Origin of the sequence: Streptomyces sp. (assembly GCF_036524955.1) — a bacterium.
Classification (GTDB): domain Bacteria; phylum Actinomycetota; class Actinomycetes; order Streptomycetales; family Streptomycetaceae; genus Actinacidiphila.
Genome location: NZ_DATDBG010000115.1, coordinates 1 through 13,059 on the forward strand (window position 1 = coordinate 1; position 13,059 = coordinate 13,059).

At 70.3% G+C, this 13,059-nt stretch carries 10 protein-coding genes; 6 read left to right on the forward strand and 4 right to left on the reverse strand.

What is annotated here, in order from left to right; translation table 11 throughout:
- Nucleotides 1-85 precede the first annotated feature (85 nt).
- Nucleotides 86-1,678 (reverse strand): DUF885 family protein, encoded by a 1,593-nt coding sequence (locus tag VIW71_RS09670; protein WP_331621658.1) that lies wholly within the window; start codon nucleotides 1,676-1,678, stop codon nucleotides 86-88.
- Between the two features lie 287 nt (nucleotides 1,679-1,965).
- Here VIW71_RS09670 and VIW71_RS09675 point away from each other — a divergent pair, with 287 nt between their 5' ends.
- The 5 genes from VIW71_RS09675 to VIW71_RS09695 all read left to right on the forward strand — a co-directional run bounded on the left by VIW71_RS09675 (nucleotide 1,966) and on the right by VIW71_RS09695 (nucleotide 8,113).
- Nucleotides 1,966-2,964 (forward strand): ABC transporter permease, encoded by a 999-nt coding sequence (locus tag VIW71_RS09675; RefSeq protein WP_331621660.1) that lies wholly within the window; start codon nucleotides 1,966-1,968, stop codon nucleotides 2,962-2,964.
- A gap of 67 nt (nucleotides 2,965-3,031) precedes the next feature.
- Nucleotides 3,032-4,801 carry an ABC transporter substrate-binding protein gene (locus VIW71_RS09680; protein WP_331621661.1) on the forward strand — a complete coding sequence of 590 codons (1,770 nt, stop codon included), beginning with the start codon at nucleotides 3,032-3,034 and terminating at the stop codon, nucleotides 4,799-4,801.
- A gap of 77 nt (nucleotides 4,802-4,878) precedes the next feature.
- A complete protein-coding gene (locus VIW71_RS09685; protein ID WP_331621662.1) occupies nucleotides 4,879-5,892 on the forward strand; it encodes an ABC transporter permease in 1,014 nt (337 codons plus the stop codon).
- Nucleotides 5,889-7,010 carry an ABC transporter ATP-binding protein gene (locus tag VIW71_RS09690; RefSeq protein WP_414720711.1) on the forward strand — a complete coding sequence of 374 codons (1,122 nt, stop codon included), beginning with the start codon at nucleotides 5,889-5,891 and terminating at the stop codon, nucleotides 7,008-7,010. The genes VIW71_RS09685 and VIW71_RS09690 overlap by 4 nt, the downstream gene beginning before the upstream one ends.
- A 17-nt stretch (nucleotides 7,011-7,027) precedes the next feature.
- Nucleotides 7,028-8,113: an ABC transporter ATP-binding protein gene (locus VIW71_RS09695; protein WP_331621663.1), complete on the forward strand. Its 1,086-nt coding sequence runs from the start codon at nucleotides 7,028-7,030 to the stop codon at nucleotides 8,111-8,113.
- A gap of 63 nt (nucleotides 8,114-8,176) precedes the next feature.
- On the opposite strand, the gene VIW71_RS09700 is transcribed toward VIW71_RS09695, so the two are convergent.
- The 3 genes from VIW71_RS09700 to VIW71_RS09710 all read right to left on the reverse strand — a co-directional run bounded on the left by VIW71_RS09700 (nucleotide 8,177) and on the right by VIW71_RS09710 (nucleotide 11,996).
- Nucleotides 8,177-9,403, reverse strand: coding sequence for a polysaccharide lyase family 7 protein (locus VIW71_RS09700; protein WP_331621664.1), 1,227 nt, complete (start codon nucleotides 9,401-9,403; stop codon nucleotides 8,177-8,179).
- Nucleotides 9,404-9,641: 238 nt separating this feature from the next.
- A complete protein-coding gene (locus VIW71_RS09705) occupies nucleotides 9,642-10,808 on the reverse strand; it encodes a cysteine desulfurase family protein (protein WP_331621665.1) in 1,167 nt (388 codons plus the stop codon).
- Nucleotides 10,809-11,129: 321 nt separating this feature from the next.
- A complete protein-coding gene (locus VIW71_RS09710; RefSeq protein ID WP_331621666.1) occupies nucleotides 11,130-11,996 on the reverse strand; it encodes a thioesterase family protein in 867 nt (288 codons plus the stop codon).
- Nucleotides 11,997-12,287: 291 nt separating this feature from the next.
- On the opposite strand from VIW71_RS09710, the gene VIW71_RS09715 reads away from it, so the two are divergent.
- Nucleotides 12,288-13,059: C40 family peptidase (locus tag VIW71_RS09715; RefSeq protein WP_331621668.1), on the forward strand; the 772-nt coding region annotated here is incomplete at its 3' end.

The window sequence follows — 13,059 nt, forward strand, 5'->3', positions numbered from 1 at the left end:
CTTCGACGGTGTGGCCTACGGCGGCGGGCCGGCCTGGGGGCCGGCCCGGTACTAGGGCTGTTGCCGCATCGACCGGGCAGGCCCGCTAACGAGACCGGTCCGGCGCCTCGCGATGCACCCGCTCCGCACGCCGCCCTTGACGGGCGGACCCTCCTGACGCGCGCCAGCCGTCGAGCGCCGCGCCCATCAGGCCCAGTGGGGGGCTTCCCAGACGCAGCAGGGCCGCGTGGAAGCGCGGGAGGGAGAAGTCCCTGCCCCACTCCCGGCGGGCCCGTTCGCGGAGGCGGAGGATTTCGAGTTTGCCCCAGGTGTAGCGGCCGTAGCCCGCGTCGAAGGTGCCGCGGCGGGCTTCGGAGACGGCGCCCGGGCGGGCGAGGTGGGCGTCGCGGATGAAGAGTTCCGTCGCGTCCTCCAAGGACATCGCGCCGGTGTGCATGCCGATCGCGCAGGTCAGACGGGTGACGCGGACCAGGGCCTCCAGGGCGACGCCGATGGCGAAGCGGGGGTCGCGGGCGCGGAAGCCCTCTTCGAGGCAGACCTCTTCGACGTAGTGGGCCCAGCCCTCGGTGAAGGCGAGGCTGTGCAGGGTGCGGCGGACCTCGCCGGAGGTGCGGCGCAGGGCGCGGCCGTGGGCGAAGTGGCCGGGCGCGACCTCGTGGACGGTGATCGACGGCAGGCTCGTACGGCTGAACACGGTCAGCCAGCCCTCGCGTTCCTCGGCGGGCCAGTCCGGTTCCGGCGGGGTGACGTGGTACCAGGAGGGCGTGTCGGGCTCGCCCGGCGCCGCCCACGTCATCATCGCCATCGTCCACCGGCGGGACGGCGGCGCCGGGCCGACCAGGCACTCGCCGTCCAGATACGGTACGAGGCCGCGCGCCTCGGTGAAGGCGATGACCTCGTCGGTGAGGCGGGCGGCCTCCGGGATGACCTCGTCGGCGGCCGGGTGGTCGGCCAGCAGCGCCGGGATCAGGTCGTCCACCGTCCGGTGCGGGTCGAGGGCGTGGCAGGAGTCGGTGAGCAACCGGGTGAGCCGGGTGCGTTCCCGGTCCGCGGCGTCCGCCAGCGCGCTCAGGTCCACCCGCATGCCCTCCTGAGCACCCATCAGCGCGGCCAGTGCCTCGCCGCCGAGCCGGGGATCGGGGTCGCCGTGTTCCGCGGCGTGCGCCATGCGGTCGACCAGCCGGGCATGCGCCTTGAGCGCCGCGGCCTCCTCGCGGCCGGCCGACGGATCGACGTCCGCGGCCAGGCCCCGTACCGCGCCCAGCAGCGCCCCGGCGACCGGAGCGCTCACCTGGTCCAGGGAGGCCAGCGAGCCCGCGATCGCGTCCGGCCACCGCGCCAGGTGCTCCCGGCGGGCCTTCGCGCGGTCCCGGCCCGGCGCGTACTCCCGGTCGTACGCCGCCAGTTCGAGGTTGGACAGATGGGGATACGGGTCGCGGCGGTGCAGTTCCAGGACGCCGTACTGGAGCCGCAGGGACTCCTCGAAGACACTCAGGTGCGCCTCGTCGTGCGGGTCCGCGAGCGGGCCCGAGGCGCGGGCGGCCTCCAGAGCGGCCAGCGCACGGCGTACACCGGACGGGGAGAGATCCTGCACCCGCCCGTCGTATGCGTGCAGCCCGGCCATCTCCCGGGAAACGGGCATCATCAGGTCGCACACCGCGCGCAGCCGATCGTTCATCACCGTTGAGTACCCATCAGGTACGCGTCGGTAACGGACGAAGAATCACCACATCACAGTTGCGCATCCCTTCGCTGTGAGGGCTGGCGGGTGATCGCCGAGGCGCAGAAGAATCCACCGGCAGAGGGCACGTATGTCCTATGCACCATCAGCAGCATCAGGCAGCACACTGGGCACCACAACTGGGAAGCACAGCGCGGCCGCACCACACGGCACAACAGATGAGTAAGCCGCTACAGCGGCGGGCGCGCGCCGGTTACCCGCCGGCGAGAGGGGTCAGCTACACCATGACCGCACCGATTGAGACCACCTCCGGACAGGCCGAGGCGCAGCCGGAAGCCATCCTCGGCGGGATGGGGCGGAAGACGATCGAGGGGCGATCCCTCGGTCAGATCGCCTGGATGCGCTTCAAGCGCGACAAGGTGGCGGTGGCCGGTGGTGTCGTGGTCATCCTGCTGGTGCTGCTGGCGATCCTCGCCAAGCCCATCGAGAGCATCTTCGGCCTCGACCCCAACGCCTTCCACCAGGACCTGGTGGACCCCGAACTCCTGGCCCCCAAGGGCGGCTGGGGCGGCATGAGCGCGGATCACCCGCTGGGTGTGGACCCCCAGTTCGGCCGGGACCTGCTGGCGCGCACCATCGAAGGGTCATGGATCTCGCTGGTGGTGGCCACCGGCGCGACGATCCTCTCCAACGTGATCGGCACCGTCCTCGGGATCGTCGCCGGCTACTACGGCGGCTGGGTGGACAGTGTCATCAGCCGGCTGATGGACACCTTCCTGGCCTTCCCGCTGCTGCTGTTCGCGATCTCGATCTCGGCGTCGCTCCAGGACGGGGCGTTCGGCCTCGAAGGGCTGCCGCTGCGCATCTGCGTGCTGATCTTCGTGATCGGTTTCTTCAACTGGCCCTACATGGGCCGGATCGTCCGAGGCCAGACTCTCAGCCTTCGTGAACGCGAGTTCGTGGAGGCGGCCCGGAGCCTGGGTGCCCGCGGTCCGTTCATTCTCTTCCGTGAACTGCTGCCCAACCTCGTGGCGCCGATCCTCGTCTACTCGACTCTGCTCATCCCGACCAACATCCTCTTCGAGGCGGCGCTCAGCTTCCTCGGGGTCGGTATCGCTCCACCCCAGGCATCCTGGGGCAACATGCTCACCAGCGCCGTCGATGTCTTCCAGGCCGACCCCCAGTACATGTTCGTACCGGGCCTCGCCATCTTCATCACGGTCCTGGCCTTCAACCTGCTGGGCGACGGGCTGCGCGACGCCCTCGACCCCCGCAGCAAGTGACCAGCGGCGCCATCAGCGCAGGCGGCTATCCATGTACCATCCACCGAACGAGGGGGCTTTCCTCGGCATGAACAGCAGAAAAGCGACAGCAGCGCTGGCGCTTGCCACGGCACTCGCCTTGGGAGCATCCGCATGCAGCAGCGATTCGGGCAGCGAGACCGGCGGCGGCGGTAAGACGAGCGGCGCCTCGGCGGGGACCGACGCGGCCAACACCTCGATCGTCAACGCGACGGACAAGCAGGGCGGGACGGTCACGATGGAGGAGTCCGACGTGCCGGACTCCCTGGACCCGGGCAACACGTACTACGGCTGGGTGCAGAACTTCTCCCGCCTGTACGGCCGGACCCTGCTGACCTTCAAGCCCGCCGCGGGCACCGAGGGCCTCCAGCTGGTCCCGGACCTCGCCACGGGCCTCGGCAAGGCCAGCCCCGACGCCAAGACCTGGACGTACACGCTCCGCACGGGTGTGAAGTTCGAGGACGGCACCCCGGTCACCTCGAAGGACGTGAAGTACGCGGTCGAGCGCAGCAACTTCGCGCCCGAGGTCATGGCCAACGGTCCGACGTACTTCAAGGCGTACCTGGAGGGCGGCGACAAGTACCAGGGTCCGTACAAGGACAAGTCCCCCGAGGGGCTGAAGTCCATCGAGACCCCGGACGACCAGACGATCGTCTTCCACCTCAGCAAGCCCTTCGCGGACTTCGACTACCTGGCGACGTTCTCGCAGACGGCCCCCGTGCCGCAGGCGAAGGACACCGGTGCCACGTACGTGCAGCACATCGTCTCCACCGGCCCGTACAAGTTCGAGTCGTACACCGAGGGCTCGGGCGCGACGCTGGTCCGCAACCCGCAGTGGGACAAGTCGACCGACCCGATCCGCCCCGCGCTGCCGGACAAGTACGTCCTGAAGTTCAAGGTCAACCCGCTGACCATCGACAACAACCTGCTGGCGGACAACACCACGGTCGACGGCGCCGGCGCGGGTGTGCAGCCCCAGACCCAGCCGAAGATCCTCACCAGCGCGAAGAACAAGAAGAACTCCGACAACGCCATCGCCGGCGCGACCTCGTACCTGGCGATGAACGTCAACGTGAAGCCGTTCGACAACGCGGACTGCCGCAAGGCCGTGCAGTGGGCGGTCGACAAGGCCTCGGTCCAGGCAGCAGCCGGTGGCGCGGTCAAGGGCGACATCGCCTCGACGATGCTTCCGCCGTCGGTCAACGGGTTCACCAAGTTCGACCTGTACCCGTCCGCGGACAACAAGGGTGACGTGGCCAAGGCCAAGGACGCTCTCACCGCGTGCGGTCAGCCGAACGGTTTCAGCACCACGCTGACGGCCCGCACCGACCGTCCGTCCGAGGTCGCCGCGGCCACCGCGGTCCAGCAGTCGCTCAAGAAGGTCGGCATCAACGCCGAGATCAAGACGTTCCCGGCCGGCAAGTACTTCTCCAACTACGTCGGTGTGCCGAGCTACGTGCACGAGCACAAGCTCGGTCTGATGATGATGGCCTGGGGTGCGGACTGGCCGACCGGCTACGGCTTCCTCGACCAGATCCTCGACGGCAGCGCGATCAAGCCCTCGGGTGGCAACAACCTGAGTGAGCTGAACGACCCGGCCATCAACAAGGCCCTGTCGGACGCCATCGCCAACACCGACTCCGCCGCGCGCACCAAGGCGTGGGGCGACATCGACAAGATGGTCATGGAGAACGCCTCGGTGGTGCCGCTGCTGTGGCGCAAGAACCTGCTCTACCGTCCGCCGTCCGCGACGAACGTCACGGTCACGCAGGCGTACCTGGGCATGTACGACTACCTGCTGATGAGCTCCTCCAAGTAAGCGGAAGGCAGGTGAAGGCTTCGGTGTCCCGCCGGGCCGGGTGATCCCGGCCCGGCGGGCCCGAAGGCCGCACGATTGTGACTGCGTACATCATTCGACGCGTGTTCGCTGCGGTGATCCTGCTGCTGGTCGTCAGCGCGGTCACTTTTGCGATCTTCTTCCTGGTCCCCCGTCTCGGCGGACAGACCACGGACCAGTTGGCGACCCAGTACGTGGGCAAGGACGCCAACCCGGCATCCATCCTGGCGGTCAAGAAGAACCTCGGGTTCGACCTGCCGCTCTACGAGCAGTACTGGCACTTCCTGAAGGCGCTGTTCGTCGGCGCCGACTACAAGTTCGGCCCCGACGCGACGCACTGCAACGCGCCGTGCTTCGGGTACTCCTTCAAGTCGCATGTCGAGGTCTGGCCGCAGCTCAAGGACCGGATTCCGGTCACGTTCTCGATGGCCATCGGTGCCGCCGTGATCTGGGTCGTCAGCGGTGTGGCGATCGGTGTGCTGTCCGCCATCAAGCGGGGCTCCGTCTTCGACCGCCTGTCGATGGGCCTGGCTCTCTCCGGCGTCTCGCTGCCGATCTTCTTCACCGGCATCCTGGTGCTGAGCCTGTTCACCGTCCAGTGGCCGGTGTGGCAGGACGGGGTGAACTACGTGCCGTTCACCCAGAACCCCGCCGACTGGGCGTGGAACCTCCTGCTGCCCTGGTGTTCGCTCGCCTTCCTCTACTCGGCCCTGTACGCCCGGCTCACCCGGGCCGGCATGCTGGAGACGATGGGTGAGGACTACATCCGCACCGCCCGGGCCAAGGGCCTGCGGGAGCGGAAGGTGGTCGGCAAGCACGCGCTGCGGGCCGCGCTGACCCCGATCGTCACGATCTTCGGCATGGACTTCGGACTGCTCGTCGGCGGTGCGGTCATCACCGAGAACGTCTTCTCGTTCAAGGGGATCGGGGCCTACGCCGTCTCCGGGATCCAGGACAACGACCTGCCGATCGTGCTGGGCGTGACGCTGGTCGCCGCGTTCTTCATCGTCCTCTGCAATCTCCTGGTGGACCTCGTGTACGCCGCCATCGATCCCAGGGTGAGGTTCTCGTGACCACGGCCGACAACACGCCCGAGGAGACCACCGGGAAGCCGGTCCGCGCAGCCGTCGCCGAACCGCTTCCGGTGGCGCCGGCGGACCCGGCCCGCTCGGCGGACCCGTTCCTCTCCGTGCGCGACCTGAAGATCCACTTCCAGACCGACGACGGCCTGGTCAAGTCGGTCGACGGCATCAGCTTCGACCTCCGGCGCGGCCAGACCCTCGGCATCGTCGGCGAGTCCGGCTCCGGCAAGTCCGTGACGTCGCTGGGCATCATGGGCCTGCACCGCACCTCGCGGGCTCGGATCTCCGGCGAGGTCTGGCTGGACGGCGACGAACTGATCGCCGCCGACCCCGACCAGGTACGGCGGCTGCGCGGCCGGAAGATGGCGATGATCTTCCAGGACCCGCTGTCCGCGATGCACCCCTACTACACGGTCGGCGCGCAGATCGTCGAGGCGTACCGGGTGCACAACAAGGTCTCCAGGAAGGTCGCCGCCGCGCGGGCCGTGGAGATGCTGGACCGGGTCGGCATCCCCGAGCCGCGCAAGCGCTTCGGGGACTACCCGCACCAGTTCTCCGGCGGTATGCGGCAGCGCGCGATGATCGCGATGTCGCTGGTCAACAACCCCGAGCTGCTGATCGCCGACGAGCCGACCACCGCGCTCGACGTGACCGTGCAGGCGCAGATCCTGGACCTGATCCGCGATCTGCAGAAGGAGTTCGGCTCCGCGGTCATCATGATCACCCACGACCTCGGGGTGGTCGCCGAGGTCGCCGACGACCTGCTGGTGATGTACGCCGGCCGGTGCGTGGAACACGGCTCGGCCGCGAAGGTGTTCACCGAGCCCCAGCACCCCTACACCTGGGGCCTGCTGGGGTCGATGCCGCGGCTGGACCGGGAACGCTCCGAGCGGCTCAACCCGGTCAAGGGCGCACCGCCGAGCCTGATCAACGTGCCGTCCGGCTGCGCCTTCCACCCGCGCTGCCCGTACGCCGCGCTGACCGGCGGCTCTTCCGAGACGATCGTCCCCGAGCTGCGCGAGGTGGCGGCCGGCCATCTCGTCGCCTGTCATCTGGCGCAGGACGAGCGGTCCCGGATCTGGACCGAAGAGATTGAACCCAAGCTGTGAAGGGCCAGGACGAAGCCGTGGCGGAGAAGACCTCGCTCGACAAGAGCGCGCCCGAGTCCGGGCCCGAGACCGCGGCCGGCACGCCCGCGGCCCGGCCGCCGGTGGGCGAGCCGCTGCTGAGGGTGACCGGTCTGGTCAAGCACTTCCCGATCACCAAGGGCTTGCTGCGCCGCCAGGTCGGCGCCGTGCAGGCGGTGGACGGTATCGACTTCGAGGTCATGGCGGGTGAGACGCTCGGCGTGGTCGGCGAGTCCGGCTCCGGCAAGTCCACCATGGGCCGGCTGATCACCCGGCTGCTGGAGCCGACCGGCGGGACGATCGAGTTCGAGGGCCGGGACATCACGCACCTGAGTACCGGGGCGATGCGCCCGATGCGGCGCGACGTGCAGATGATCTTCCAGGACCCGTACTCGTCGCTGAACCCGCGGCACACCATCGGCACGATCGTCGGGGCGCCGTTCAAGCTGCAGAAGGTGGAGACCGAGCACGGCGTGAAGAAGGAGGTGCAGAACCTCCTGGAGCTGGTGGGCCTCAACCCCGAGCACTACAACCGCTACCCGCACGAGTTCTCCGGCGGCCAGCGGCAGCGCATCGGCATCGCGCGGGCGCTGGCCCTCAAGCCGAAGCTGGTCGTCGCCGACGAGCCGGTCTCGGCGCTGGACGTCTCCATCCAGGCGCAGGTCGTCAACCTCCTCGACGACCTCCAGCAGGAGCTCGGCCTCACCTACGTGATCATCGCCCACGACCTCTCGGTGATCCGCCACGTCTCGGACCGCATCGCGGTGATGTACCTCGGCAAGTTCGTGGAGATCGCCGACCGCGAGTCCCTCTACACCGCGCCCTTCCACCCGTACACCACCGCGCTGCTCTCCGCGGTGCCGGTGCCGGACCCCAGGCGCCGCGAGCAGCGCGAGCGCATCCTGCTGACCGGCGACGTCCCCTCGCCCATCTCCCCGCCGAGCGGCTGCCGTTTCCACACCCGGTGCTGGAAGGCGACGGAGATCTGCAAGACCCAGGAACCCCCGCTGGCTCCGCTCGCCAACGGCCACCTGGTCGCCTGCCACCACCCGGAGAACGCACCTGACCAGGCACCGGGGCAGTGAGCCGGCATTCCTGAAGGGGCCGCGGCCCGGCGTCGAGCCGGACCGCGGCCCCTCATACGTGGGTCAGGAGTGGGTGACTGTCAGGCCGTACACCTGGGTCTCCCCGTAGTTGGTGGAGTCGCACGGGGAGGAGTTGGAGCAGTTGGCCTGGGTGTAGGCGCCGGCCTTGAAGTAGTTGCCGGAGCCGGAGTAGGAGATGGTGCCCAGCAGGGTGCCGTTGTAGTACGCCTTGATCTGGCCGCCGCCGACCACGTACTTGGCGGTGAACCTGGTGCCGAGCTGGTAGCTGCTGGTGGCCAGCTTCCAGTGGGTGTTGCCGTGGTAGGCGTCGGTGACGTAGAGGTTGGTGCCCTCCAGCCGGAAGACGGTGATGTCGTCGCTCCCGTCGTGGATCTGCGCGCCGACAAGGTCCGGCTTGACCTTGGGCAGGTGGGTGAACGCCTCGGTGACCACCAGCGTGTGCGTGCCGGAGGTGGCCGACCAGCTCGCGTTGGCCGTGCCGTTGCTGGTCATCTCCCGCAGCTCGGAGCGCGGGTAGCTGGAACCCGACGTGGTGACGCCGTTCACGGGGGCGCGGAACTGGACGCCGTCGCCCGCGCTGTTGACCCTGAAGTAGGGGTCGACGGCGTACGTGGCGAGCTGCGGCTGCTTGATCTCGGTCGGGCTGCCGGAGGAGCCGGTGGGCAGCGTCTCCTTCCAGTCGGTGAGGTCCAGGACCTGCGCCGGGTACTGGGCGGTGCCGCCCCCGCCCCCGGCGCCCCAGACCTCGACCTCGGTGAGGCTGTTCCAGGTGCCGGTGCCGCCGGCGTTGAGTACGTAGCCGTGGCCGACGTAGCGGACCTTGGTGGTCTGCACCGCGGTGAAGCTGAACGATTCCAGGCCGGTGGTGGTCCCGCTGCTCCGGCCGTCGAAGACGGTGGACCAGGACGAGCCGTTCCAGTACTGGAGCTGGAAGACGTTCTTGCGGGCGTCGCCGTTGTAGACGGCCACCTTGATGTGCGTGACGGTGGCGGTCGCCCCGAGGTCGAGCTGGAGCCACGCGCCGTCGCCGTCTCCCGACCAGCGGGACGTGTAGTTGTCGTCCACGACGTTGCCCGGCACGTTGCTGTCGCTGGTGCTCGCGGTGACGGCGCCGGCCGCGGGGGTGATCTGCACGTCGGCGGCGTGGGCCACGGCCGGGGCGAGCAGCGAGGCCACTCCTGCCACGAGGGTGACCACGGCGGCCAGGACACGCCTTCGACGTGTGGGGGAGGCGGGGCCGGCTGGTCGTAACGCGTGGGTACGGTTCATCGGTGACACCTTCCTGTCGCTTCACGGATGTCGTGTGTGCTGACGGACATGGTGCTGGTGGTGCTGTGGTGCCGGTAGGGCTGGTAGTGCCGTAATACGGACCGCGCAGGTGGTGCCGGCCGACGTACGACGGGTGGCGCGAGGGTGCCGCCGGTCCGCGGGGCCCGGGACGTGCCCGGTCGGGGAGTGACGGAACGCGGGCGGCTGAGCGGCCCGCCGCACGGCACCGGGCCGGCGGCTACATCTGGCCGGCCGCGCGGGCGCGCTCGACCGCGGGGCCGATGGCCGTGGTGAGGGCTTCGACGTCGGCGGGCGTGGTGGTGTGGCCGAGGGAGAAGCGGAGGGTGGCCCGGGCGAGGGCGGGGGCCTGGTGCATGGCGAGCAGGACGTGGCTGGGCTGGGCGATGCCGGCGGTGCAGGCGGAGCCGGTGGAGCAGGCGATGCCCTGGGCGTCCAGCAGGAGGAGGAGGGCGTCGCCGTCGCAGCCGGGGAAGGAGAAGTGCGCGTTGGCGGGGAGCCGTCCCTCCGGGGAGGGGTCGCCGTTGAGTACCGCGTCGGGCACGGCCTTGAGGACACCGCTGACGAGGGTGTCGCGCAGCATGCCCACCTCCCGGGCGAAGTCCGCCTGCCGCTGGGCCGCGAGCGCGCCCGCGGTGGCGAAGGCCGCGATCGCGGGCACGTCCAGCGTCCCGGAGCGGCTGCGCTCCTGGCCGCCGCCGTGCAGCAGCGGTACGGGTGTGTCCTCGCGCCGCAGCACGAGCGCGCCGACCCCGTACGGGCCCCCGACCTTGTGACCGGTCACGGTCATCGCGTCCAGGCCGCTGCCCGCGAAGTCCACCTCGGCCTGGCCGAACGCCTGCACCGCGTCGGAGTGCATCGGAACGCCGAACTCCGCGGCGACCTCGGCCAGTTCACGGACCGGCAGCACGGTGCCGACCTCGTTGTTCGCCCACATCGCGGTGACCAGCGCGACATCGTCCGGGTCGCGCGCGATGGCGGCCCGCAGCGTCTCGGGGTGCACCCGGCCGAAGGGGTCCACCTCCAGCCACTCCACGACGGCGCCCTCGTGGTCGGCCAGCCAGTAGACCGCGTCCAGGACGGCGTGGTGCTCCACCGGGCTGGCGAGGACACGGACGCGGCGCGGATCGGCCGCGCGCCGCGCCCAGTACAGCCCCTTGACGGCGAGGTTGTCGGACTCGGTGCCGCCGCCGGTGAAGACGATCTCGCTCGGCCGCGCCCCGAGCGCGGCGGCCAGCTCCTCCCGCGACTCCTCGACGGTGCGCCGGGCCCGCCGCCCCGCGGCGTGCAGCGAGGAGGCGTTCCCGGTCACCGAGAGGTGGGCGGTCATCGCCTGGACCGCCTCCGGCAGCATGGGAGTGGTGGCGGCGTGATCGAGGTAGGCCATGATGCCCCCGATTCTACGATCGGTTGGCCGCGCACCCGACCACGGAGGGGCGCGCGGGTCACTGCCGGGTGCCTGACCTCGTCTTTCGGCCGGGCAGCCGCCGCCTCGGTGGTCGGTCGCCGTTCGTCGGTCACCGGTCGTACCCGGGCGCGCGGCGGCCTCGGTGGTCAGCTGCCGGTCGCCGGTCGCCGGTCACCGGTAGCCGCCAGGCACCCGGCACCCGGCGGCTACCGGCCCATCGGCCGTCACGCCGCAACCACCGGCCCGCCGGGCGTCCGGGGGGCGGCCGACCGCGCCCGACGACGGAGGTCGCCGACCCGGCTACCCGCGAGGGGCTCGTGCCAGTTGCCGGGACTGTGCCACGAGCCGGTCGTGCGAGTCCCAGGCCTGCGTGTCCTCCTCCAGCAGCCCGCCGGCCAGGTTCCGCGTGGTGACGGCGACCCGCAGCGGGCCGGGGGCCGGGCGGCAGCGTATGTGGACGGTGAGTTCGAGGGTGGGCGTCCAGCCCTTGAGCCCGAGGTCGAAGGCGGTCGGGGGTAGCGCGTCCACCGCGAGGAGCAGGGAGAGGGCGTCGTGGTCGCGCCCGTCCGCCAGGCCCAGCCAGCCGCGCATGTCGCCGGCCCCGGACGGGGCCCCGACCGCCCACCCGGCGGTGGCCGGATCGAGCCGCAGGTCGAGGCGGTCGAGGATGGCGGTGGACCCGGGGATCGGGCCGGTTGCGGGTGGCGGCGCGTCGTCCGTGCTGACGCACTCCTCGTACGAGGGCATGCGCGGCGGGCGGGCGGAGGTCCGTACGTCGTCGGGGAGCGCGCCCAGGTCCGCGTATCCGGCGATGACCCGGATCCGCTCGACCTCGCCGCCCTGTTCGTCCGTCTGAAAGAGGGACGCCTGCCCCGTGGACATGGTGCGCCCCGACCGTACGGTCTGCGTCCTGATCACGGCGGGCCCCGGCTGCGAGGCGGTCAGGTAGTGCGCGGTGATGGTGATCGGATCGGGGTGCGGCAGCGCCTCGCGCAGCGCCCGCCCGAGCACGGCCAGCAGGTAGCCGCCGTTGACCGCCGAGATGATGACCCACCCGGGCGACAGGTCGATGTCGTACGTGCCCGGCTCGCCCGGCCGCGCCACGACCGCGGTGTCCCGGTCGAACTCACTGTCCCCGATGGCCGCGCGGGCCGCTGCAAATGCCATGAGTCGTAGGTTACCCATCAGTAGGAGCCGGTTGTCCATCCTTCGGGGGCCACAACACTAAGCGGTCGCTCAGTCTTCCCGGTCGCGCATGAACCGGGCGGGCCCATCGCGCGAAAACCGCCGTGTGCGAGCCGTGCGCCGGCGGTCGCCCCGCTCCATGTACGCGGTGTCGATCATGTGGCTTCTCCCCATACCGGCGCCGGTCCCGCGCATGCTTGAATGACCACGATCAACGATCAAATCCCCCCATTTCTCCGCTGCACTTGCGGCACGAGAGCCAAGGACGCCTCTGTGACCACCCGCGTGGATGAATTACCGCACCGGGCCCTGCCCGTCGTGCGGTTCGCCGCCCTCCTGGCCTTGTTGGCCTCCCTCCTCGTCTTCTTTCCCGGCGCCAAGCCGGCCCACGCGGCTCCGGCCTGCGGGGTCCTGTCCTCGGGCGCCGCGCCGCAGGCCAACGCGGCGGTCAACGCGGCCTGCGGTCTGATCGGCACCCCGTACTCCTGGGGCGGCGGCCACGGCGCGCAGCCCGGCCTGTCGTACGGAATCTGCGATCCGTCCAACGGTGCGCCCAACGACTGCTATGTGCGGGGCCTGGACTGCTCCGGCATGGTCCGCTACGCGTACTACCTCGCCGTGGGCGCCGATGTGATCAACGGTGTGACGAGAACCCAATGGGCCTCCTCCCGGGCGGTGGCCCGGTTCTACCGTGGCGACGGGACAGGCCCGCTGCTCCCGGGCGACCTGGTGTTCTTCGGGAGCACGGCGTCCACCATCCACCACGTGGCCGTCTACCTGGGCCAGGGCTACATCGCCGAGGCACCGTACTCCGGCGGCTACGTCCAGGTGTCGGCGCTGTCCTCGCACGGTGACTACTACGGTGCCATCCGGCTGTACGGTCCGGGCGGCGGCTCGACCACACCGCCGCCGAGCAGCGGCCAGTACTGGGTGGACACCTTCGCCAGCGCGTCGGTCTACGGTTCGCCGACCAGTACGGCGAGCACGGGCACGCTCTACGCGGGCACCAACTACGTGTTCTGCAAGGCGTGGGGCCGGCAGATCT

Excerpts from the sequence above, each read along its gene's own strand:
- VIW71_RS09670 (WP_331621658.1), bottom strand. The coding sequence starts at position 1,678 with ATGAACGATCGGCTGCGCGCGGTGTGCGACCTGATGATGCCCGTTTCC.
- VIW71_RS09675 (WP_331621660.1), top strand. The coding sequence starts at position 1,966 with ATGACCGCACCGATTGAGACCACCTCCGGACAGGCCGAGGCGCAGCCG.
- VIW71_RS09680 (WP_331621661.1), top strand. The coding sequence starts at position 3,032 with ATGAACAGCAGAAAAGCGACAGCAGCGCTGGCGCTTGCCACGGCACTC.
- VIW71_RS09700 (WP_331621664.1), bottom strand. The coding sequence starts at position 9,403 with ATGAACCGTACCCACGCGTTACGACCAGCCGGCCCCGCCTCCCCCACA.
- VIW71_RS09705 (WP_331621665.1), bottom strand. The coding sequence starts at position 10,808 with ATGGCCTACCTCGATCACGCCGCCACCACTCCCATGCTGCCGGAGGCG.
- VIW71_RS09710 (WP_331621666.1), bottom strand. The coding sequence starts at position 11,996 with ATGGCATTTGCAGCGGCCCGCGCGGCCATCGGGGACAGTGAGTTCGAC.